17 protein-coding genes are annotated in these 24,527 nt (G+C 55.7%); 15 read left to right on the plus strand and 2 right to left on the minus strand.

Annotated features, from left to right (window positions below; genetic code table 11):
* Positions 1-134: 134 nt before the first annotated feature.
* From I6N98_RS12870 to I6N98_RS12910, 9 genes are all read left to right on the plus strand, one after another.
* Complete coding sequence (locus I6N98_RS12870; RefSeq protein ID WP_198568755.1) at positions 135-1,415, plus strand: cytochrome c; 1,281 nt, start codon at positions 135-137, stop codon at positions 1,413-1,415.
* Complete coding sequence (locus tag I6N98_RS12875; RefSeq protein ID WP_198568756.1) at positions 1,412-2,587, plus strand: hypothetical protein; 1,176 nt, start codon at positions 1,412-1,414, stop codon at positions 2,585-2,587. The genes I6N98_RS12870 and I6N98_RS12875 overlap by 4 nt, the downstream gene beginning before the upstream one ends.
* Entirely contained in the window at positions 2,584-4,248 is a 1,665-nt protein-coding gene (locus I6N98_RS12880) for a DUF1592 domain-containing protein (RefSeq protein ID WP_198568757.1), read from the plus strand. The genes I6N98_RS12875 and I6N98_RS12880 overlap by 4 nt, the downstream gene beginning before the upstream one ends.
* On the plus strand, positions 4,248-5,621 hold the full coding sequence (locus tag I6N98_RS12885) for a DUF1552 domain-containing protein (protein ID WP_198568758.1): 1,374 nt from the start codon (positions 4,248-4,250) through the stop codon (positions 5,619-5,621). Before I6N98_RS12880 ends, I6N98_RS12885 begins: the two co-directional genes overlap by 1 nt.
* Positions 5,622-5,715: 94 nt before the next feature.
* The gene (locus I6N98_RS12890; RefSeq protein WP_198568759.1) at positions 5,716-6,369 is read left to right on the plus strand and encodes a response regulator transcription factor; all 654 of its coding nucleotides are present in this window, start codon (positions 5,716-5,718) and stop codon (positions 6,367-6,369) included.
* Positions 6,369-7,766, plus strand: a complete 1,398-nt coding sequence (locus tag I6N98_RS12895) for an ATP-binding protein (protein ID WP_198568760.1) — start codon at positions 6,369-6,371, stop codon at positions 7,764-7,766. The genes I6N98_RS12890 and I6N98_RS12895 overlap by 1 nt, the downstream gene beginning before the upstream one ends.
* A gap of 231 nt (positions 7,767-7,997) precedes the next feature.
* Positions 7,998-10,007, plus strand: coding sequence for a PKD domain-containing protein (locus I6N98_RS12900; protein WP_198568761.1), 2,010 nt, complete (start codon positions 7,998-8,000; stop codon positions 10,005-10,007).
* A gap of 232 nt (positions 10,008-10,239) precedes the next feature.
* Positions 10,240-12,687, plus strand: a complete 2,448-nt coding sequence (locus I6N98_RS12905) for a TonB-dependent receptor (protein WP_198568762.1) — start codon at positions 10,240-10,242, stop codon at positions 12,685-12,687.
* Between the two features lie 407 nt (positions 12,688-13,094).
* Positions 13,095-14,498 (plus strand): hypothetical protein, encoded by a 1,404-nt coding sequence (locus I6N98_RS12910; RefSeq protein WP_198568763.1) that lies wholly within the window; start codon positions 13,095-13,097, stop codon positions 14,496-14,498.
* 38 nt (positions 14,499-14,536) lie between these two features.
* Here I6N98_RS12910 and I6N98_RS12915 read toward each other — a convergent pair whose 3' ends face one another.
* Both I6N98_RS12915 and I6N98_RS12920 read right to left on the minus strand, forming a co-directional pair.
* Positions 14,537-15,283 (minus strand): alpha/beta fold hydrolase, encoded by a 747-nt coding sequence (locus tag I6N98_RS12915; protein ID WP_198568764.1) that lies wholly within the window; start codon positions 15,281-15,283, stop codon positions 14,537-14,539.
* 288 nt (positions 15,284-15,571) lie between these two features.
* Complete coding sequence (locus I6N98_RS12920; RefSeq protein WP_198568765.1) at positions 15,572-16,600, minus strand: AraC family transcriptional regulator; 1,029 nt, start codon at positions 16,598-16,600, stop codon at positions 15,572-15,574.
* A gap of 267 nt (positions 16,601-16,867) precedes the next feature.
* Here I6N98_RS12920 and I6N98_RS12925 point away from each other — a divergent pair, with 267 nt between their 5' ends.
* The 6 genes from I6N98_RS12925 (at position 16,868) to I6N98_RS12950 (ending at position 24,526) form a co-directional block, all read left to right on the plus strand.
* Positions 16,868-17,230, plus strand: coding sequence for a c-type cytochrome (locus I6N98_RS12925; RefSeq protein WP_198568766.1), 363 nt, complete (start codon positions 16,868-16,870; stop codon positions 17,228-17,230).
* Positions 17,227-18,636, plus strand: a complete 1,410-nt coding sequence (locus I6N98_RS12930) for a D-arabinono-1,4-lactone oxidase (RefSeq protein ID WP_198568767.1) — start codon at positions 17,227-17,229, stop codon at positions 18,634-18,636. The genes I6N98_RS12925 and I6N98_RS12930 overlap by 4 nt, the downstream gene beginning before the upstream one ends.
* Positions 18,633-20,987 (plus strand): TonB-dependent receptor, encoded by a 2,355-nt coding sequence (locus I6N98_RS12935; RefSeq protein WP_198568768.1) that lies wholly within the window; start codon positions 18,633-18,635, stop codon positions 20,985-20,987. The genes I6N98_RS12930 and I6N98_RS12935 overlap by 4 nt, the downstream gene beginning before the upstream one ends.
* Before the next feature lie 6 nt (positions 20,988-20,993).
* Positions 20,994-22,271, plus strand: coding sequence for a DSD1 family PLP-dependent enzyme (locus I6N98_RS12940; protein WP_198568769.1), 1,278 nt, complete (start codon positions 20,994-20,996; stop codon positions 22,269-22,271).
* 108 nt (positions 22,272-22,379) lie between these two features.
* Positions 22,380-23,231, plus strand: a complete 852-nt coding sequence (locus tag I6N98_RS12945) for a hypothetical protein (RefSeq protein ID WP_198568770.1) — start codon at positions 22,380-22,382, stop codon at positions 23,229-23,231.
* Positions 23,232-23,455: 224 nt separating this feature from the next.
* Positions 23,456-24,526 carry an NAD(P)H-dependent amine dehydrogenase family protein gene (locus I6N98_RS12950; protein ID WP_198568771.1) on the plus strand — a complete coding sequence of 357 codons (1,071 nt, stop codon included), beginning with the start codon at positions 23,456-23,458 and terminating at the stop codon, positions 24,524-24,526.
* The last annotated feature ends 1 nt before the right edge of the window (position 24,527 follow it).

The following is a 24,527-nucleotide window of genomic DNA, read 5'->3' on the forward strand; positions in this document are numbered from 1 at the left end:
CCCCCTACCTCGGTGCCTCCGTCCTGTTATTAGGGCGACCGTGGAAATTAGGTACTTCAACCTGTCCATTTCAGGTTCCTTTAAGCCTGGTGGTTTCTTATGGCCCCACTAATAACAAGAGAATGGTTAATGTTGTGGGACTTTCGCGTCAACTGATATACGCGCTTTGCGGCGTCACAGCACTGCTGGTGGTGTTAAGCGCCTACGCGACGATGGGAGGCTTGCGCGCCGGTGATGCTCTTCCTGCGCCCCGGCTGGAGTCCCTCAATGCATCGGTCGAAAGCGGTCGTTATCTGGCGCGGGCCGGCAATTGCTACGCCTGCCATACCAGCGACGGCAGCGAGCCCTATTCGGGCGGGGTAGCCTTTCACACACCTTTCGGTACGCTGTATTCCACCAACATTACTCCAGATCGACGCACCGGCCTGGGGGAGTGGAAGTTCGCGGATTTTTATCGGGCAATGAAGCTCGGTATTGGCAAAGAAGGCCAGCATCTCTATCCGGCTTTCCCCTACACCAACTACGCCAAGCTCAACGATGCCGACATCGGCTCTCTGTACCTATTTCTTCAAAGTAGAGAGCCTGTACATGCTCCGGCACGGCCCAATGAGCTGGACTTTCCCTTCAGCCAGCGGCAAATGCTGGCGGGGTGGAAATGGCTGTATCACGATGATAGCGCCTTCACCCCGGAGTCCAGCAAATCTGCCGTGTGGAATCGCGGTGCGTATTTGGTGGAGGGCCCAGGGCACTGTGGCGCCTGCCACACCCCCCGCAATGCCTTGGGCGCAGAGCAGACCGAGCTGGCGTTTAGCGGTGGCATACAAATGGCCAAGACCAAACTCGGTCAGTACCGGCGCTGGTCTGCCGTCAACCTTACCAGTGACGGAAGCGGGCTAGCCAGCTGGTCAGTTAAGGATATCGTGGACTATCTCAAAACCGGGAAGTCTGACAAATCCATCGTCCATGGTCCGATGCGGGAAGTGGTGATGCACTCAACACGCTACCTGACTGAAAGTGACCTGCGTGCCATGGCCATTTATTTAAAAGATCTGCCTGCCCGCAGACTGGGTAGTGGCCCTAAAGCGACAGAGCAACAGTTGCAAAGCGGCGAGCTGGTGTACACCGTTCACTGTGGCTCCTGCCACTTGCCAACCGGCCTTGGGGCAGAAGGGCTCGGTGTGACCTTGCACCAAAACCCCATCATCCAGGCCGCCGATCCGTCATCCCTGATCAACGTCATCCTGTATGGGCCCCACCTTCCCGGGCCACCGTTTTCAGTGGATCGAAGCCCCATGAAAATGTTCGGCAAGCGTCTGTCGGATGAGGATATTGCGGCGGTGGCAAGTTACCTTCGCGCTAACTTCAACAACGACGCTGGCGCCGTGACTAGCGAACAGGTGAATGTCCAGCGATGAAGCAGCCAACAACACATTTATCCCTACTCTCGGTTCTAGCCCTCAGCAGCTTTGCAGCGGTGGCCAGCCCGCCTTTTGTAAAGGATGGCACAGCGGGGTTTGTGATATCCGATTTCGCCTATGCTCTGGGCCCGGACGCCGCCGGAACCCCGTCCTGCCCCGACGGACTCAGCCGAAATCTGGAAGAAATTTACAGCATCCTCAACCAGGTGAAGCGTGGCCCCAACGAGACAGAACAGGCCTTCGACGAGCGATTAAAACAGGGAGCGAAAACCCTGGCTACCGGGGAGAATGGACAGCATTTGTGTATGCATCCCGAGGCGGGTAGTCCCGACCCTTTCTATAAAACCCTGCAGGGCTCTACCATTACCGCCGAGGGTATCGACCTCGACGGAAAAAATGACAAAGACGATTTCACCGGGGCAGATGGTACGACCGGCATCGATAATCAGTTTTATCGAGCGGTGGGCTGCAGTCGATCGTTTCAGTCCTCGGGGCAATCCAACGGATTTGTCGTGGAGATGTTGACTGGTGCCTGGGGCATCGTCATTGAACTGCGAGGTGTCGATAACATTCGTAACGATGACCATGTCGAGGTCACCATTGCGGCAAATGCCGACCCCATTCAGCTCAGCGCTTCTCGGCAAGCTCTCCCTTACGCGACTTACGCCATGGATCAAGACCCGCTTTATCGAGGTATTACCCGTGGACGCATCAAAGACGGGCGGCTTGTCACCGAACCTGTGACGCTGCGGTTTCACAGTTCGGTGAACAGTATGCAGCTGCAGCGGCCTTTGTTGGAGGGGCGGATTGATGCCCAACTGAGTGAAGACGGCACAATCAAAGGCATTCTGGCTGGCTACACACCGGTCGAGGCGCTGTACGATTTTCAGTACGGCTATCGCAATGGCACCACACAAACGGGTGAACTGGCCCCTTTGGGCCTCAGACTTGGCTCGGCCAGCGGCGCTGCTGCGGTGCTCGGTCACACCTGTCACGGGGCCTACCACGCTTTGTATCAACATGCCGACGCCATGCCGGACCCCGAAACAGGCGCCATGACAGCCGTGTCTACACAATACCGCTTTGAAGCCGTACCCGCATTTGTGGTGGACACTGAAACCTCAAGTCTAAATGCCCAGCTGGCACCAGCTTCGGGGAGGTATCAATGAACAGGCACATCTCAATCATCGCGACGCTAATCGCAGTCGCGTTGATGATCACAGGCTGCGATAAAATTCCCACTGCAGTCGACCACCGGGCGGAACCCGACCCCGTCGGCGGGCCGCCGCTGTTACGGAGGCTCACCGAATCCCAATATCGCGCCACCATCGCCGATATCTTCGGCCAGGAGGTCCCCATTGCGGCTCGCTTTGGCCGGGCTCTGCGCAGCGAGGGGCTGATCGCGATAGGCACTGGCCATGCCGGCGTGTCCCCCTACAGCATGGAGCAATATGACGTAGCAGCAAACGGTATCGCTGAATTCATAACCGCCGAACAGCGACGCGCTCAGTACCTTCCCTGCGCCCCTGAACCCAGCTCCGACTTTGATATGGCCTGTGCCACAGACATTATCACCCACTTTGGCTCAAGGCTGTTCAGGCGACCTCTGAGCAACACACAAGTCTCTCGCTATGTCAGCCAGGCGAAGCTCGGCGCAGAAAAGCTTGGGGATTTCTACCATGGACTTCACTTTGCCTTGGTGGGGTTACTGACTGCCCCAGAGTTTATTTTCCGCATCGAGCGTGTTGACCGCGCGCAGGGCGAGCTTGCCGAATTAGACGCCTACTCCAAAGCCTCGCGACTGAGCTACTTTCTTACCAATTCAACGCCGGACCCCGAACTGATGCATGCCGCCGAGTCCGGTGAACTAGACACTCAAGCTGGACTGGAAAAACATGTTGATCGACTGCTTTCATCGGCGAAGTTCAATCAGGCTTTGCGCGCCTTTTTTGCAGACATGCTGGAATTTGAGCTATTCGATGACGTTGCCAAGGATGCGGCAATTTACCCCGCCTATAATTCCACTGTTGCCATGGATGCCCAGGAGCAAACACTGCGAACCGTGCTGTATCACCTGGTAGAGAAGCATGGGGATTACCGGGAACTGTTTACCCTCAAGGAAACCTTCCTGACCCGTGCACTCGGTATTGTCTACCGCCTGCCAGTGCCAACTCGCAATGGCTGGGAAAAAACCCACTTTCCCGACGACAGTGAGCGCGCCGGTATTCAAAGCCATATTTCATTTCTCAGTCTGCACTCTCATCCGGGCCGCTCGTCCCCAACACTGAGGGGCATGGCAGTACGGGAGGTCTTCTTGTGTCAGGAGGTACCCGACCCTCCCCCCGACGTCGACTTCAGCGCGATAGATGATCCCGACGGCAACCCAATGCCCACCGCCAGAGATCGACTGTGGGCGCACAATAGCCAGCCTGCGTGTGCGGGTTGCCATAAAATCATGGATCCGCCAGGTCTAGCATTGGAAAACTTTGACGGTATTGGCACTTGGCGCAAGACAGAAAACGAGGCTGTGATAGATGCCAGCGGTACACTGGATGGCTTCGACTTCAGTAATCCTGTGGAATTTGGCGCGGCGCTGGCCAAGCACCCGGAAACACCACGCTGCCTCACTGAAAAACTGTATCGCTTTGCCGTCGGTCGGGACACGGTGTGGGAGGAGCGAGCCTACATGGACTACCTCATCGACCAGTTTGCCCAGCACAACTATCGCGTTCCGGATCTAATGCGCACTATTGCGCTCAGCGACAATTTTTTTGCTATAAGCCAGCCGCAGCCCTCGCTGCCCCTCGCCCATCGGGAAGGAGTCAAATAATGAGTTTTCTGATTAAAAACTCCAAATCTGCCAACAACTCCACCAACACTGCAATCTCACGAAGGGGCTTCCTTCGGGGCACACTAAAAGGTGCCGCTGTGGGGATGGCATTACCGCTGCTGGACTGCTTTCTCAACGACTCTGGCCGCGTATTCGCCGCAACGGGCCAGCGCATTCCGCTGCGTTTCGGCACCTGGATTTGGGGCTGCGGTCATATCCCCGAGCTATGGGTACCCTCGCAAACGGGCCGGGATTACGTAATGCCTACACACTTGGCGCCGATTGCTCCGTACCGAGATAAAATTGCGTTATTGAGTGGATTTGATGTCAAGCTGGACGGCGTGCCCAACAAGCCCCATGTCACCGGTTGCTTCGGCCTTCGTACCGGCATACCCGTCCCCAACCGTGAGGTTAAAGCCCCCACCTTTGATGTACTGATCGCTGATGCCATCGCCGACACCCGTTTTCGCTCCATTGAGATGTGCACTTCGGCAAAGCAGGCCTCCTATTCCTACCGGGATGCAGGTTCGCCCAATCCCAGTGAAACATCGCCACTGGCGCTTTATCAGCGCTTGTTTGGCGAGGGCTTTCGGAATCCCAACGATGCTGTTTTTACTCCAGACCCAGGCTATATGGTACACAAGAGCGTACTGTCAGCAGTGCAGGAAGAACGCCGGGCCCTGCTCCAGGTTGTGGGCGCGGAGGACCGCCACAGACTGGATGAGTATTTCACTTCAGTTAGGGAGCTTGAACAAAAAATGGCCCTGCAGTTACAGCCCCCGGCCCCGGTTGAGAACTTTACCATGCCAACTCCCCCCTCCGCTTTCACTGTGGATGCTGAAATCGACAATGTAATGGAAAACCACCGGATTATGTCGCAACTGCTGGCAAGAGCCCTTCAGTGCAACCAAACCAAAGTATTCAATATGTTGTTTTCTGATACTGCCTCTAATTTACGACGTCCAGGGGTAACCTCTACCCACCACACGCTCACCCACGAAGAGCCCGTTGACCCCGAGCTGGGGCACCAACGGGAAGTCGCCTGGTTTGCAAAGCGCAGTATGGAGGCCTGGCGAGACTTCCTGGACGCCCTGGACGGCATTCCCGAGGGTGACGGCACTCTACTGGATAACTGCCTGGTTCTCGCCCACTCCGATTGTTCTATCGCAAAATCTCATGCCGTGGAGGGGATTCCCGCCATGATAGCGGGTAACGCCGGCGGTCGAATTAAAACGGGCTTTCATCTGGCAGGCAAAGCCGACCCCATCACACGAATTGGTCTTACCGTCCAACAGGCGATGGGGCTGCCCGTTGCCAAGTGGGGTGGCTTATCCATGGAGACGGACAGAACCATTACCGAACTCATGGCGTGATAAAGCATTTGCATAAGTAACAGCTAGTCGGCAAATAGCCACGGTAAATGCTACATTTAAAGCAAGACCATAATTAGAAAGATAGAGGGCTGTAATGCGAATCTTGCTGACGGAAGATGACGCAATGCTGGGTGAATCAGTCAAATCCGCATTAACTGCGGAGGGATATGCAGTGGATTGGTTGACCAACGGCAATCTGATACTCCCGGCATTGACGGACAGCAGTCATGACCTGGCCATCCTCGATGTTCGCCTTCCCGGACAGTCAGGCATCGAGGCACTAAAATCGATCCGAGAAGCAGACATCCATATCCCGGTTTTACTGCTAACGGCCTGCGATGCCATAGATGACAAGGTGAAAGGGCTCGATGCCGGTGCCGATGACTACCTTACCAAGCCCTTCGAGATGGATGAACTCTCGGCCCGCATTCGCTCCCTACTTCGTCGCGCCGGCAGTAAAACCCCAAAACTCACAGCGGATGCCCTGGAGGTCGACCCGGCCAGCCACACAGTAAGCTATGAAGGCCAGGCTATTACCGACTTAACCGCAAAAGAATTCGCTGTACTTGAAGCACTGCTGCGCAACCGAGGGCGTTTCCTCACCAAATCCCGTTTACTGGAGTGCAGCAACAGCTGGGGCGAAGAGGTCGAATCCAATACTGTGGAGGTCTATATCTCCCGACTCCGAAAGCGATTCGGTAAAGATAAAATTGAGACGATGCGCGGCGTGGGTTACAGGTTTAAGTGATGCGCACGTCATTACGCCGCCGCCTTCTAATTATTGTTATCAGTCTGATACTTCTGGTGTGGGTGGTAGCCGTCGCTCTGACCGCTGTTCATTCCCGAAGCATTGTGCTTAATCAAATTGATGAGCGTCTTAGACGCTTTGCAGACATGGCGGAGCACACCTTGTCAGCGGTTACCGCCAACCCTGATGTAGAGCGCTATTTTCAGTCCCGAACACCGCGCTCAGATTCCGGCGCCCATGTCCGGGTTTCCAGTTTGGCGTCGGATGATAAAAACCAAAGCATTAACATTTGGTTTAGCGAGAGCCGAATCGTACTGGGAGAAAACACTGTCCTTCTTCCTTTCCCCGATTCTGAGGGGCTGGAGACATTAAAGCTGGAACAGCTGGGTACCCAGGCGGACTGGCGTGTCATTTACCGCAAGGTGCCCAATTCCACTGTATGGCTGGGTATTGGCGTAAACCTGACCCACGCTCGAAACAGCGGCGCTGCGACCACCTGGCAAGCGGTACTCCCCCTACTCATCGTTACCCCTCTAACGTCGCTGCTGCTAGTCCTTGGCATTCGCCGCGGCCTCAAACCTTTGGATACTCTCGCCGCAAACATATCGGCGAGAAAGCCCCAAGCGTTGGCGCCCTTAAACATCAGTGACGTTCCCATAGAGCTGGACCCTGTTGTAAACGCCCTGAATGATCTGCTGGCGCGACTTGATCGCGCCCTGGCCAGCGAGCGGCGCTTTACTTCAAACGCGGCCCATGAACTGCAAACCCCCTTATCCGCTATTAAAGCTGAAGTACAGCGTTGTATTCGACAGGAAAAGAACCCCGATACCCTGGCAATGCTCAAGGGCATAGAAACTCGGGTTAGGCGTTCCACAGAAACAGTACAACAGCTTCTTACGCTGGCCAGGCTTGACCCCGAGCAGGAATTCCCTCGCGTAGACATCGACCTCTACGAACTTCTCATAGACGTCATCGCCGAAAGCGCCGGCATTGCCCACGACCGTAGCCTGGATCTGGATATAAATGTGCCTCCGGGGGTAACCATAAACGGTCATCCAGATTGGGTTCGGGTTTTAATCCGCAATTTAATGACCAACGCCTTTAAATACGCCGACACCCACACAACTGTCGCTATTAACACGGAGGCAGAAGACACCTCCCTTAAGCTGAGTATTAGCAACAGTTGCCAACCCTTAGCCCCCGATATCATCCAGCGTCTCGGTGAGCGCTTTTTTCGCCCAGAAGGCCAACGCAGTAATGGCGTTGGCCTGGGCCTTTCCATCGCCTACCGGATAGCCGAATTGCACGGCGCAAATCTCGAGCTTGGCTCGGGTAACGAGGGTGAAGGGTTTAGCGTGTGCATCATCTGGCCTTTGGGCGTTAAGACCAGTGCCTGAAATCGAGTTATCAACGCCCGTTTTCGGCATTAAGCTTATGCAAGTAATTGTTATTTAAATACACGTTCACCGCTAAAAGCTATGGGCCAGACAATAATAAGACACCAGAAATTCACTATTCCAATAGCTCTTGGAATATCTTTAATGATTGCAGCATGCAACTCGAACAATGCGTTTTTATCGCCATTGAGTGGCCAGAATACTCCTCCATTTACCAACGCTGGAACAGTCATGGATCCTGTATTTTCTGAACCCTATATCGATATCGATGTATGGCGCAGTACACCGGTTAAGCACCGCTATATTCACGGTGGCTTTAAAGGCACCGACACACGCTTCTCCTACTACTTTCCCCCTGCTTCGCAATATCAGGGCCGCTTTTTCCAGCATGTGACACCCATACCGGACAGCGAAAATCTGGCCACCAACATACCGCCAGGTGAATACAACAAAATTGGTTTTGCTGCCGACAGTGGCGCCTACTTCGTCGAAACCAACGGCGGCGGCCAGTTAGACCTGACCGCTCAAAATTCGTCAGCTACAGACTCCACTATAGGTGCCTACCGTGCCAATGCCGCCGCTGCGGCTTACTCCCGAGTTGTGGCCCAAGCAATATATCGCACTGACCATCGTCCCTATGGTTACCTCTACGGCGGGTCCGGAGGCGGATACCGCACCATAGGCGCCATGGAGAATACTGAAAATGTCTGGGATGGCGCAGTTCCCTATGTCATTGGCTCGACAATGGCAATTCCAAATATGTTTTCGGTGCGAATGCACGCAATGCGTGTACTGAGGAAAAAATTTCCGCAAATCGTAGCGGCCCTAGAGCCCGGCGGTAGCGGCAATCCCTACGAGGGACTCTCTGACAGTGAAAGCGCAGCCCTTCGGGAAGTCACCAAAATGGGCTTTCCCCCTGAGTCGTGGTTCGGTTACAAGGATATGGGCATTCACGGATTCGCCGCCCTTTACAATGGCATCAAAATGGCCGACCCGAGCTATTTTGATGACTTCTGGACCAAACCGGGATATCTGGGACACGATGATCCCCACTCCTTCGATGGCGACCGGGTTCAGTTCTCCACTACAGTGTCTCGCGCAATTAGCAGGGGCGAGGCGTCTAAGCTAGGACTAGCTTCCGTTGCTCCGGAGGCAGAAAAACGCGGTGGGGTCGACAATGCCTTTAAGAATAAAGATGAAGAAAACGATATTATCGGCTTTCTTTTGGACGATGCGCCCCCAGAGGTCTATTTTTTGGGGGGAGATCTGCATATTCACAGCGGCTCAGCAGCCGGACATCGGCTGACGCTATCCGAGATTGAGGGCCGAGCGGTCATTTTGGGCATTGCGGATGCCAGCATTGCCCAGCAGATCCAACCGGGTGACGAAATTACCGTCGACAACTCCGATTTCTTAGCGTCGCAGACCTATCACCGCCACCAAGTACCTGAGCAAGGCTTCCCTGTGTGGGACCAGTTTCGAGACGAATCTGGACAGCCCATCTATCCTCAACGCCCCATGATACTGGGGCCTCTCTTTGTAGAAGCCACCTCAGGGTCCAAAATGACCGGGAAATACGACGGGAAGATGATTGTTGTTGCTTCCTTGTGGGATCGAGAGGCCATGCCGTGGCAGGCCGACTGGTATCGCCAGCAAGTCGCTAAACATTCAGGCGCTAATACAGTCGACAAATTCAGACTCTACTATACTGAGCACGCCCTCCATGGCGACGAGCCCGAATTAGAGGACCCATCCCGGGTCGTCTCATACCAGGGGATGCTTCAACAGGCACTTCGGGACCTCGCCGCATGGGTTGAAGATGGTGTAGCACCGCCGGAAAGTACGAAGTACGAGGTCATTGATGGCCAAATCATTGTTCCTCAACAAGCACGGCAACGAATGGGGCTGCAGCCAGTAGTCCACCTATCAATAAACGGCGGGAAAAAGATAGAGCTTGAAGCTGGTGACACCGTGACCTTTGAGGGCACCGTCTCTGTTCCACCAGGTGCTGGCACCATTGTGAGGATAGAGTGGGACTTCCTCGGCAATGGTAACTACCAAACCGATACAGCTATTTCGATGGGGCAGTCTAATGTGAGCTTTAAAAAAAGCCGAACATTTGAGCATCCGGGGAGCTACTTTGTGTCTGTTCGGGCCACGTCAAAGAGAAGTGCAGAAAGTAAAGCGCCCTATTCCCTTATCAGCAACCTCGACAGGGCTAAAGTCATTGTAAAAGAATAATTATTCACTATGACCATCACGTATTTGACCCAGTATATATACATAGCTATACCTACTAGCACCCGGTACAAGCAGGCGGCGTTTTAGAGGTCCGCTGGCGGAAGCCAATAAAATTAAAATAATTTCATTTATTTAAGGTTCATTTCAGCTTTAAGGGATTTACTGATCTCAGCCTATGAGATAGGTCAATAAATAATAACTGGCGATACATTCGCCGATGGGAGAACACAAAATGCCAACCCCCTTTGACAAGGCTGTGGCCCCTGTCCGCCGCCGACTCACTCGATCCACTTTAATTGCATTGTCACCGAGCCTGATGTTTACCGCCCTACCGGCATGGTCGCAAGCCGAGGAAAACAAGGCCAGCGAGCAGGGAGCTCAACACAAAATTATAGAGGAAGTGACCGTCACGGCACGGCGTGCTAAAGAGAGCCTCCAGGACGTACCTCTTTCGGTGAATGCCGTTTCCGCCGAAGCGATCCAGGAAAATAATATCCGGGATCTGGAGGATATCACCGCAATAGTCGCGGGCCTGACCTTAGAGGAGGATTCCATTGCGCCAAATGCATCGATGCGGGGCGTGCGCTTTGATACCTTTGCCAGTGGCAATAACCCCACTGTTGAATTTTATCTTAACGATGCACCTATCGTATCGCTCTCAGCGATGCAGGCGGCATTCGATATCGGACAAGTCGAAGTGCTTAGAGGACCTCAGGGCACACTGCGTGGCCGCGCCTCTCCGTCGGGCGCCATCACCCTCACAACAATCCGCCCCGACCTGCAGCAATGGGGAGGCTATGTTGATACTACTCTGGATAGCCTGGGCGGCAAGAACGGAAGACTTGCTGTCAATATGCCGTTTAAGGAAGATGTCCTTGCCGTTCGCTTCGCCGGTTTCTACGAAGAGAATGAAGCTAATCGGGTGGAAAGCATTAATAGCAAGCAATCCCCGGAGTACGATGGCCAAGGCTACCGTGTCTCAATTCGTTATATTCCTACCGAAACATTTGAAGCGAACTTTATCTATCAGCAATTGGATCCGGATCGGGTGATTTTTAAGCAGGTTGAGTCAGCCAACAAAGCTAACTCTGCTCTGGACGATGGTGCGCAGGGCGATTTCTCGGCGAGCGACCGCAAAGCCGTGAGTGATATCGGACAAAGTACCGAGCAAGACCTTAACCGCATAGGGCTCGAATTGGCCTGGGATATCGACGCGGTGCGACTCAATTACGTCGGCTCGGCCACAGATCAAGAAGTTAAGCGCAAGGATATCGATGACAGCGGGGATGTGTTCTTTGGGCCGGACTCTGATCCCCAGCTATCCACTCTGGGTCAGGAACTCGAAACCAGTACCTCCGGCTACACCCACGAAATACGACTATCACCGATCGAACTTATTAACGACCAGTGGAACTATGTTGCTGGAGTGCTTTACCAAAAAAACCGGCCGGATACTGATCTCATCCAGCAAACGCCAGTCTTTCTGCCCAGTTTTGCCGGCGGTGGTCTGGCAACGATAGCGGAAACGCCAGTCGCCAGGCGCGCAGAGTCCGAAGAGAGGTCGGTGTTTGCCAACATCACCTGGAAAATGTCCGACGACACCGAGTTTGCGGTGGGCGCACGGCACATCAAGTACCAGGAAGAAGATTCAACCGCTGTCTCTGGCAATGTTATTGCCGGTAGGGATGAAGAGTGGTCCCACACTATTTATTCGCTTTCCGCCAAGCACTACATAAACCAGGACCTGATGGCCTATGCCAATTACGGCACCTCGTGGCGCCCAGGAATCAGCGCCGTGGGTAACTTCAGTGTCGACCAAAGTGAAAGGGAACGTCAGTTTACCGAGCTCGACCCGGAAGAGTCCGAATCATTCGAGGTGGGGCTAAAATCAACGTCGCTGGACGGACGTTTAAAGGTTAATGCCGCGGCGTTTTACCAGACCTTTGACAACTACCCCTATCGCGCCGGCGGGTCGGGTGTCTCTTATGTATCAACTGACCGCGATGGTGTCCGCTCTGTTGAGCAGCATAACTTTGTCGCCGCCGTGCCGGTTGAGGTATATGGCTTCGAGATCGAATCGCAATACCAAATAACAGACCAATGGTACGCCAGTGCCCTGTTCAGTTATGCCGACGGCGAAATCGATAACGGTGTTATTCCCTGTAACGATTACAACCCCGCCGATGGCAAGCCAGATGGAAATACCACATCACCGACAGTGGATGATATCGACACTGCCACCGACGGTCAGAACGTCGGTGCCTGTCGCGTTTCCATTGCGTCGAATACCACGCCTGACTGGACCGGCACATTCACCTCTAAGTACAGCTTTGAGGTGGCCGGTCTGCCCGCTTACGTCCGCGGTTTGATCAATGTCTTTGGCGATTCAGACAACGACCCGACCAACAAAATCGACGATGTAGATAGCTACAACCTGCTGAACCTCTACACTGGTGTCAGTGATCCAGACGGCAAGTGGCACGTCATGCTCTACGCCCACAACGTGTTGGATAAAGAAGTGGTACTGAGCCGCGACGCTGAACCCGAGTCAGTGAGTGTGCAAGTATTGCAGCCGCCCGATTTTATGTCCGCCGAGGGTGAAACACGGACCTCGACTTACCGGGAAATCAGCACCACGGCAGAGCGCGAGTTTGGCATTAACTTCCGCTACAACTTCTAACCTTTCCGCAGTGAGCTTGCCGGGTCTCTGGGCCCGGCTTTTTTACCCTAAGGCAAACCACCTTAATGTAAGACATGCGATGCGCTCGCTGGCACTGCAGTGACCTCAGGCAAGACCCTGGTCCTGCCACAGCTGACCCTCGAGCCAGCACCTCCTTGTCGTAATCCTAGATATCGACCACCATGAAACACCAACGCTCAAATACCGTTCACCATCGTCAAGTCATCGGATTTGCTATTACGGCATGCCGTATAGTGCTGACGGCATCCTTATTAAGCGCATGTACTACGCCACCAAGTAGCCAATTCCCCGCTACCGACAACGCGACTAAACATGAGCCAGGTTCGACGCTGACCGCCGCGAAGAGCTCCGGGCCGAATTCAGCCACGGCATGGCAGTCAGCCCAGGTGTCGGTAGATTTTAGTCTCGAGCAAGGCAAACTGCGTCGCAGCGAGCAATACAATACCTGGGACAATGGCGATCCCGCCCCGGAACTGCGGGAGAAGGACGTCGAATTTCTGAATGAGCAGGGGCTGCACAGTCGCGTCGTTCGGGTTGGTATTACCATCGACGAGTTATGTGATCTCAAGACTCACAGCTGTGATTTCAATACCATCGCTCCGTGGCTCGATGACATCAGCCGGGCTACTGATTCCATGGTCGTCCATGTCACACCCAAACACCTCATCGAGGAGAAGCGTCCACCCAAGGAGCTCGAGCCGCTCCTGTACTTGGCGATTAGAGAGCTAAAGAAGCGCTTTCCTAAAATCGACTATATCGAGGCAACTAACGAACCGGACTGGGAGTTTCACGGTGCTCAGATCTACGCCGGCAAGTCACCAATTTTGTCACCTGCCGAGGTCTACCCCTATTACGTACCTTATTACAAGGCAGTGAATAGAGTGAACGCCGAGCTGGCCGACAACCAAAAACTGCGGGTTGGCGGCCCGGCGCTGACCGGGATGACCGAGTTTTGGATGACGGCTTTCCTGGATGGCTACGCCGCCGATTCTAACCCCCAAAAACAGCTGGATTTTGTCTCCTACCACGGCTACGGGGAGTTCAGCGATGACTTTAGCAGCTACCGCAGTTACAAGTCCGACCCCAGCGAGATTCGCGATCAGCGCCAGCGTCTGGACAGGTGGTTAGTGGAGCGCCAACTCACACCGGGTATTCCAGTATTGGTTACCGAGACTGGTATCTACCCCGGCCCCTCCTTTGACGACCCTGACCCCAGTAAGAAAGACTACCTTCGTCAGGCTGCGGGACAGGCATCGCTATTTTATTGGTGGGGTAAACAAGCTGAGATATATCCATTTCACTGGGTGGTTCGACATGCCACACAAGGCCGCAAAGACCAGCTTATTACCCACTCAGCGGCACAACCGGAGGTAGACACGTTCTCGCCTTATGGCAATTTACTGCTCATGCAATCGATGATGAAGCAAACACGAGTCAAGGCCAGATCGAACAGTCTCAGCCAGGGGTTGGGCGTCTACGCTATCGCGGCCAAGGATACCACGGGCGTATCCGTCATGGTGTGGAATTACCAACATACCAACGCGGGCCGCTTCCGCACCCAGATCCAGCTATCGTCGCTGCCAGCCGAGCTTCGCGACCAAACAGTGAGACAAAGGCTGTATAGAATTGATCAGACCACCAGTAATTATTGGCACAACCCGGATAAGGCCAACCTGCAACAGGTCGCTGAAAAAACCTTGGCGCTGGACGATAGTCACACAGAGACCGTTGAGCTAGAAGCCAATGGCCTCTATTTAATGGTGCTGGAGCCCGTCTCTGAAACCGACTGAGGCTACAATCGTGGAGCCCCCACTCTTGGTGGGCCGTCTCATTCTTCCTCGACCGCCGCAGCGACCTGCAACAGGGCTTCGGTGGTCTCTTCAGGCGCGGAAATCATCAAATCGTGGCCGGTTTCGATTTCCCAGTAGCGCCCCTGTGTCAGGGCGCGCAAGCCTTCTTTATGCTCGTCTGTCAGGGTATCGCGTTGAATCTCGGTAACCACAAAAGAAACTGGGATGGCGCGCATGGCAGCCTCGTTCTGCAACTGCAATTTTTGCGAGAAGCACTTCCAGGGGTGCGCACTGAGTTTTGGCTTCATCCATTCAATCAGCGCCGGATCGGTAACGCCGTAGTAATCCTCCGGTGTCATCGGATTGCAGCCCGGGACTAACACGACTTCCACCCCATTCACCGTCTGAACATCCTGATATGCGGCACTCATCATCTCGGCGGCAATATCGCTAAGGGACTGGCCATCGAAGGGGTAAGCCGCATCCAGGTAGACGATATTGGCGATGCGTTCCGGTGCGCGATCCGCAGCGCCGGTGATCACCATACCGCCGTAGCTGTGCCCCACCAGAATCACCTCCGTCAGCTCCTCGAACTTCAGTAGGTTCACCACATCCCTAATATGCATATCCAGATCGACATCTGTGCTGAGCAAATGGGATCGATCTGACAGGCCTGTCAAGGTGGGGGTGTACACCTCGTGGCCATGCTGGCGCAGTATTCTTGCGACAAAGCGGTAGCACCAGCCACCGTGCCCACCGCCGTGGACCAAGACATAGGTCGCCATCGTCATATCCTTATTGTGGTTTGAGACTTCTGACGGGGCCGAATAGCAAAATCGGCATCATCTCCTCAGAGTCACTTCTTCTGTAGCATTTCAGTAGCGCTGGGGACTTTCGACAGAATCCGTTATTAATCATCTGTGTTGATGACAAAATACCATTAGCCAGGCGACCTTGCCACAGTGATCGCGGGAAGGGTCAATCAGGCTGCGTGCTCCTCGACCTGTTCGAGTCAATAGGAGTGTTGCAGGCCGGCACCACTATCGAGGGATGCCAAGGCGGACAGGATGGGTTCAGCCCCGGCGGAACTCTCGGGGGCCGACGCTGACCCAGCGACGAAAGGCGCGTCTAAAGCTGCGTGAATCGCCGTAGCCACAGAGTTCGGCAACGCGCTCTATCGCCATATCGTTATTGTGTATAAGGTTCATTGCGGTCAATCGACGGGCATTGTCCACCAGCTGCTCGAAGGACAATCCATTGTCCGCCAGCCGGCGCCGTAAGGTACGCTCGCTCATGGCCATCCTCACCGCTACCCCGGCCATGGTTGGGCGTTGCTGCAAACTATCGATAATCACCCGCTCCACCGACGCGGCCAGATCCAACGTCGCCGTGGTATTTTTAAGTTCCCGCTCCAGTATGGCGAGAATTTGTTTAAGGGCCACCGGGTCGTGACCCGGCAGTTCTTTATCGAGCACTGCGGCATCTATCATGAGCCGATTACCCTCACTGTTAAATTCCACCGGCGCCTGAAAGATCTGCGAATACCGGTCGGTGTAAGCTGGGGCCGGGTAAGCTAGCTCCACCTTTATTGGATTGATCTCTTCCCCCCCCAGCTCCCGCAGGTAAACCACAATGCTGGCAAAGACTTCCTCAATGCACAGTATCTGCACCGGAAGCTCGGGCAAGCGACACAAAGTTTGGGCGTACACGACGCCGTCGGCGATAGTGGTCTGACTCTGGGTCATGCCGCCGGTGAGGGTTTGATAACGGCTGCAAATCTCCCAAGCATCCTGCAGGTTTTTACTGAGGGCGGCGGCGTGGCCAACCAGTCCCAGTGTGCCCAGTACATTGAGGTTGCCCACCGCGAGCCCCAGCCCCGGATAGTCGGGGAGCGCTTCCAGGCCCCGCTTGATCATCGTGTCGGCTTGGCGGTAAGACACTCTGATGTCCGGGTCATACAGGTCGTCGCGACGAAAACCCAAGCCACGGCACAGCCGCTCGCAGTCGATACCCTGAGAGCTTAAAAACTCCGCCAGCTTGTTCAGCATAAATGGCGGGAACATCGCCAATTCATACAGCGGATCGGTGGTCGTGAAGGGCATGGCCGTCCTTTGCTCTCTGGTGATTTACGCCTTATTAACTGCCTCAGGCATCGCCCTCATTGTGCCCCAGAGGCATCTTGGCCGCAAATGTCCGCTTTTTGTCGTTTCAAGTCCTGTTGCAGGCAGGAAGCGGCGCCTATGGTTAACACGATACAAACCCTCTATGCCTTCGGCGTGCCTCTAAAATTCTGCGCGCCACAGTGGTGAGGGTTGGCCAAAACAATATTTCGTCACTATCAATAACTCGCCACTAAGAGATGGGCATAGATGCGCAACATTATTATCCTGTTATTGTTTGTCACCGTCGTGGCGGCCTGCAGCAGCGAGACACCTACAGCAAACGCGACTGCGACCACCAAGACGCCAGTCGTCCCCGCCGACCCGGTCCTGGCAGAGCTCTACGCCGCCACCTGCCAGTCCTGCCACAGCAACGGCATTGGCAATGCACCACTGACCGGTGACCAGGCCGCATGGCAGCCCCGACTCGCCAAGGGTATGGACACCCTCCTTACCCATACCATTACTGGTTTCGGGGGTATGCCGCCTCTGGGTTCCTGCAGTGACTGTAGCGAAGAGGATTTTGTCGCTCTGATCACCTTTATGAGTACCCCGGCCGGAGACCAACCATGAAGCGCCGCCAATTTATCACCTCCGCCTCTGCCGTCGCGGCAGCCTCAGCCACTGGACTCACTGCCTGTGGCCAGGCCGAACAGGGCCCCGCTCCGGTGTTACCCAAAATCGGCCCTGACGGAAAGCGTCTGATTCCCTGGCAGAACTGGTCAGGCTATCGGCACTGCTATCCCGCCGGTCGATCCGCCCCCCAGGACGAAGCCGCACTTGCAGAACTGCTGAAAAACGCCGAGGGCACGGTCCGGCCGGTGGGCGCCGGTCACTCCTTTACCGAGCTGGTGCCCACCGATGGCGAAATCGTCTCGCTGCGCCACTTTTCCGGGATGCGCGGGCACGACGCCGAGGCGATGACTGCCACCTTTGGCGCCGGCACCAAGATCTCTCAAATTGGCGCGCCGCTGGATGCGGTGGGACAAGCCTTGGCCAATATGCCAGATATCGATGATCAAACGCTGGCTGGTGCCATGGCCACTGCCACCCACGGCACCGGGGAAAGCCTCGGCGCTCTGCACAGTTACGTGACCGGCCTGCGACTGGTTACACCCACTGGCGAGGTACTGGATTGCAACCGCGAGCAAAATGCCGATGTCTTTGATGCGGCTCGGGTCTCGGTCGGCGCCCTTGGTGTCATCACCGAGTACACACTGCAAAATGTGCCCGCCACCCGAATGAAACGCACAGTGTGGATGGCTCCCAGGGAAGAATTAATGGAGCAGTACGATCAACTGGCGGCGGAAAATCACAGCTTTGAAATTTATGTCGTACCCCATTTCAATCAGGCGCTGGGGGTGACGATCAACCCCTCCGATGAGCCTATCAGCCCCCGTAGTGGTGATCCCGACAGTAACGCCGCCATGGAGCTAAAAAAGCTGAGGGACCTACTCAGCTGGTGGCCCGCTGCCCGCCGCCGCATCGGCGACGCAGCCGTCTCCGATTATCCCGCTCAGGAGAATGTCGATAGTTGGTATCGCATCTTTCCCTCAGAGCGCCCGGTCCGCTTTAATGAAATGGAATACCACATGGACCGGGAGCAACTGCTGCCGACCCTGCGCAAAGTGCTGGCCCACGTAGAAAAACACCACCCGGAGGTGTTTTTGCCTTTTGAGGTTCGGGTCGTTAACGGCGAGCAGGACGATGCCTGGCTCAGCCCTTTCTATCGCCACGCCTCGGCGTCAATCGCGGTACACCGCTACTACGCCGAAGACCCCCTGCCCCTGTTCAACAGCACGGAGCCGCTGTTGAAAGCGACCGGCGGCAGACCACACTGGGGCAAAATGAACACCATGAGCAGCGCTGAATTTGCCGCCCGCTATCCCAGGTGGGATGAGTTCTGCCGCCTGCGCGCCGAGCTGGACCCCGCTGGTCGCATGCTCAACCCCTACCTCAAAAAGGTGTTTGCCGTATGAAGCATAGAAGCCTAAAGCCCGCCACCCTGCTTGCCTGCACCGCCGCCTTTGGCCTGACCACCTCCCTGAGCTACGCCCAGGGGGATGCCACCCGGCGTACCATCGAGGAGGTGATCGTTACCGCCCAGAAGTCGGAGCAAAGCCTGCAGGATGTGCCGGTATCAGTGAGCACCGTCAAGGCCGATGAGCTGCGGGAAAGCGGTATCTTCGGCGCTGAGGGCATCGAAAACCAGGTGCCGAATTTACAACTGGACGGCGATCCCCAGGCCCCTTCTATTGGTATTCGCGGCTTCAGTACCGACAGCTACAACGTTGGACTGGAGCCGTCTGTGGGCATCATGGTGGACGATGTATTTATCGGTCGCAGCGAATTTATTCCCGACGGCCTGTTTGATATGCAGGGTATCGAAGTGCTGCGAGGCCCCCAGGGCACCCTGTTTGGCAAGAACACCATCGCTGGCGTGCTGATCTTTTCCAGCGCCGACCCCAGCGAGGAATTCGACGGCCAACTACAAGTCACCGGCGGTGAACTGGGCACCCGCCGTGTCGAGGCCGGCCTCAGCGCCCCCCTTGGTGACCGACTGCTGTCGCGAATAGCCTTCACCCACTGGGAAACCGATGGCGAGGTGGAAAACAGTTTTCTCAACCGCGACGAGCTAAGCACTGAACAAACTGCCGGCCGCATCAAAATCGAGGCCGACGTCAGCGACCGCTTGCTATTAAAGTTAGGCGTTCAGGTATCTGAAACCGACCACAACTATCCCGGATGGCAGCTGTACGACCTGGACAGCGACGCTCTCGCCTACGCCCAAAGCCAACACGCGCCGACCGAGGACAACCCCTACGACGGCCACACGGCCTTTGATCTGCCCGGCTACGTCAAACGCGATTCCGAGATCGCCCATCTGATTGCCGAATACGACGCCGGTGAATTTCTTGGCCTGGACAACACCGTGGTTACAGGGATCGTCAGCCACGCTGCGCTGACCAATGACATGCTGATTGACTTTGACGTCAGCGCCGCCGACCTGGTCACGGTAACCCCCGTTTTTGACTACACCCAGGACGCCCTGGAACTGCGTATTAATGGCAGCCGCAACAACATTGGATGGGGCGATGGCCTGGATATCATCGCCGGTATCTTTGCCATGCAAGCGGATATCGACGCACCGACCGAGGTTGCCTTGGGCGAGGACATGGTCGACTTTGTCTTTACCCCTGCCGGTGCCGAAGCACTGGGGCTACCAGAGTCCGATATCGGCTCGATACTCGGTCCGCTGTTAAACAACTTGCCAATCCCCGGCGTGCCCCTGGACGATGGTGTGCGCAGTCTTTTCACCCAGAGTGCCGAGAGCCTTGCCCTGTTTGGTCAGGCCACCTGGTATTTCAATGAGCGATGGTCTGCCATTATTGGCCTGAGACTGGGGCAGGAAAGCAAAGACGCCCGCCGGCAGGTGGCCAGTTATGGCCCCGGCCTGACAGGACTGGTGCTGTCTGCCGAAGATGTCGACCGCCGCCTGTCCCGAGATGAAAACGAAGTGTCCCCTAAGCTGGGTTTGCGCTACGAACTAAATCCGGCGGTGTCCCTGTACGGCAGCTGGACCCGTGGCTTTAAGTCCGGCGGTTTCAATGCCATCAGTTTTCAGGGTTCCAACCTGGAGTTTGAACCCGAGCAAGCAGACGCCTTTGAACTGGGGATGAAGTCGTTATTTTTCGACGAAACTCTGTCCATCAATGCCGCTCTTTACCACACCCGCGTGACCGATATGCAAGTGGTCAACTTCAACGGCGTGGGCTTTGATGTCTTTAACGCGGAAGGCGCCGAACTGCAGGGTTTGGAACTGGACTTCAGCTGGCTGCCACCCCTGCAATGGCTGACCTTTGATGGCTCCCTGGGGCTTTCCAGTGCCGAGTACGTCGACTATCGCAATGGCCCACCGACGGCAACACAACAGGACGCCGCGGCACCCGGGGAAACTCCCCAGCAGGACCTGAGCGGACGCACCCTACCCCGCGCCCCCGAGGTCTCCGCCTCGCTCCGTCCCACCGTCTTTATGCCGCTAAGTGCCGACCTGGGCCTGCAGTTCTCCCTGGGGGTGAGCTATCGCAGCGAGCAGTATCTCACCCTGGATCTGGACGAGAAGTCGCGCCAGGGAGGTTATACCCTGTTGGACGCCCGGATTGTGCTGGGACCAGAAGACGGCTTCTGGTCGCTGGCGCTGAGCGGCACTAACCTGGGTGACAAGTCGGCGCTAAATTTTGTCGCCGACCACAACCTGTTTGCTCGGTCCTATTTTGCCAATCAGATTGCCCCGCGCTCACTGAAACTTTCCCTTAGCGCCAACTGGTAACCGACAATGAAACGACGCAATCTACTTCTAGGCGGACTCGGGCTGGGCATTGGCGGTACGTGGCTGGCCCGCCCCAGCATAGAGGGCGACGGCAAGCACAGCGCTTATTTTCAGCAACTGAATTCACTATTGCATCGGGAAAACCTGGCCCGGCCCACCATGATCGTGGACCTGGATCGCCTGGATCACAATATTGCTGAAGTCAGGCGCCATATCCCCAACGACAAGACCTACCGGGTGGTCGCCAAGTCCCTTCCCGCCCAAGGCTTGATTGACTACGCAATGGCCAAGGCCGACACCTCACGGCTGATGGTCTTTCACCAACCCTTTCTCAATCATTTTGTTGAGTCTAAGCCTGACAGCGACTTGCTGGTGGGCAAGCCAATGCCTATCGGCGCCGCCGCCCGTTTCTATCAGCACTATCAGGCCAACGCATTCGACGTGGGGCAGCAGCTACAGTGGTTGATCGACACCCCCCAGCGGCTTAAGCAATATGCCCAATTGGCCGAAGCACAGCAGCTGCCGATGCGGATAAACATCGAAGTGGATATTGGTCTGCACCGGGGCGGCGTGAAAGACCCTGCAGTACTGGCTGGGATGCTCAAGCAAATCGACGCCCACCCCTATCTCACCTTTAGCGGCTTGATGGGCTACGACCCCCACGTGAGCAAAGCGCCCGCAATCCTGGGCATGCAAGAGCGGGAAGGAGCGATGGCGCAACACCGCTATCACGAGTTTATGGAGGTGTGGCGCCGCCACAATGGCGGTGACGGCCGCAGCAATGCCCTTACTCTCAATGCGGCCGGCAGCCCGACTTTTCACCGCTGGTATGACAACGATACGGCCAACGATTTGTCCGCCGGCAGCGCCTTACTCAAGCCGCTGGATTTCGACATCCCCACATTGGCAAACCACCAACCTGCGCTGTTTATTGGTACCCCAATTCTCAAGGTCAGTGACGGTATAGAAATGCCCATTGCACCGCTTATCGGTCAGGCCCAGACGGGTTGGAACCCCAACCGTCGCAAGACTCTGTTTGTTTATGGCGGCTACTGGAAGGCTGAGCCCGTTTCACCGCCAGGGCTACTGACCAACCCCACGTACGGCCGCAGTACCAACCAGGAAATGCTGAATAGCAACGCCCAGCTGCAATTGGGTGTGGATGACTATGTGTTCTACCGCCCCACGCAAAGTGAATTCGTCATGCTGCAATTTGGCGACATCATCGCCGTCCGGGGCGGCCAAATTGAAGCGGTATGGCCGGTTCTGCCACAAGGGGCATAACCGCAGTAGCCGAAGCAGCAAAAACTACGCCCCGCTTACGCCACTACTTTTTACCACCAGCGCCGGCCAATTTTAAAAGCCGGTGACAAATATAAATGGAGTCACTAAATGACACGTTACAACCTCACTGTTAAATCCTGCCTGCTAATTACAACGCTCTGTCTGGCTGCTTGTGGCGGCAGTTCCGGCAATGGGAGCAATGGAGACGATAGTGCCTATCCTGGCGAGGCACAGGATTTTGCCGTTAGCTTCGAGAATACTGGCGAGAACTGCCGGAACTTTTTGATTATTTCTCCCATCACTGAGGAGAATGCCCGCAAGTTTGTGCCACCGGAGTTTGAACTGTCGCTACCACCGGTAGGCTTTGTGGAGCTGGCCGACTGCCCAAGCGGCAGCATTGATGGCGTTGAAACCGGGCCGTACCGAATCGCTGAGGCGGCGGTCTTTATCACCCCTCCCGACGGCGAAAGCTTCCCCCCCATCACCGCCGCCAATTCAGCCATTTATCTACTGTGGCAGTTGGACACCAACCATCAGTTGTCTGCTAAAAAACGCAATGCCGGCTTCTTTGGTGAGGTTGTGGAAGATATTGAACTGTCGCTTACAGAGAGCAGCACAGTGCCCGGCGCGCTGAACGGCTACGCTAACGTCCCCTTCGATGTTTCGCCCTACCAACTTGAAGCCGAACTGCTACCAGAGGGTCCCCAGGGCCCACCACTGCCTAACAGTCTGTGGCACCTTGGCCCCAACGGGGTGATCAACACCTTCAACGACATTTATGCCACCGATCAAATTCTGGCCGGTATTGGCACCATCACGGTTGCTGAAGGCAGCGTGCTTCACGAACTGTTCGGCTCAACCTCCGTAACCGGCGTGGCGGCATCTGGAGTAGGTTCTTTCGTCAATACCACCCAATTGCGCCCAGATATCGAGGCCACTCCTGCCCCTATGGCGCCATAGCCGCTCAGCCTTACAGAGACCGACTATAGTCAGGGTCGGTCTCTGTTCTTCCCCGAGGGTACTCCCCCTCCATCTGCACAGCGTAAACACCCTCCAACTCAACGTTTTGTCACCTTACATTTTTGCATGCTGTTGCAGAACTACGCTGTTGTGATTGGCGCCAAGGTGTTATATGGTCAACTGTGTTGATTATAAATATAATTCACCATCCCTGGCACTAAACCATGACCATGCGTACTGACAATGATAGCCAGCCGACCCTCCGCATCGCCCAATGGGCGACGGGCAAAGTCGGCCAGCGCAGTTTGAAAGCCGTTATCAACCACCCTGCGATGGAGTTAGTGGGCCTCAAAGTCCATTCCGATGCCAAGGTCGGCAAAGATGCCGGCGAGTTGTGCGGGCTTCCGCCCCAGGGCGTAGTCGCCACCCAGAGTATCGACGATATCCTCGCTGCCAAACCCGACTGCGTGCTGTATATGCAGGAGGGCGTGGTGATTGAAGATATCTGCGCCCTGCTCCGCGCCGGTATCAATATTGTGACAACTCGGGGCGAATTCTTTAATCCGGATTACATGGACGCTGAGCTGAGAGAGCAAACCCTGGCAGCCTGTCGTGCTGGCAACGCCACCCTTCACGCCACGGGTAGCAGCCCCGGCTTTATCACCGAGGCCATTCCGCTGGTGCTGACTTCAGTAGCCCGCCGCCTGGATTGCCTGACCATCGACGAGTTTGCGGATATTCCCGCCTCCTGCTCGCCGGAGATGGTATTTGATGTAATGGGCTATGGCCGCCCCGCCAGTGGGGATTTTGACGCCGGCCTACTCCACCACATGGCTCAGTGCTTTGAGCAGTCCCTGTGTCTGACCGCCAAAGCACTTGGCCTGGAGCTCGACAAGGTGGAAGCCGCTGGCGAGTACGCCTGTGCCAGTGAAGATGTCGAGATCGCGCCGGGCGCCATCATTAAGGCCGGCACCGTCGCTGCCCAGCGGATTACCGTGGCAGGAATGCGCAACGGCGCGCCGCTCATTCAGTTCCGCGCCAACTGGTATTGCAGCCACAACATCGATAAAGACTGGGAGTTGGCGGCCAGCGGTTGGCGGGTAAATGTGGAGGGGGACACGCCTCTGGACGTCACCCTGAAGATGCCCCTGGGGGATGAACCAGTAGCAGAGCAGATGGGCGGCTATACAGCCCACCGCGCAGTCAATGTGGCCCACGCCGTGTGTGCGGCGCCAGCCGGGATCGCCACCATCGTCGATTTGCCTCAGGTTATCGCCACACTATCAAGCCAATAGA

Source organism: Spongiibacter nanhainus, assembly GCF_016132545.1.
Lineage (GTDB): Bacteria > Pseudomonadota > Gammaproteobacteria > Pseudomonadales > Spongiibacteraceae > Spongiibacter > Spongiibacter nanhainus.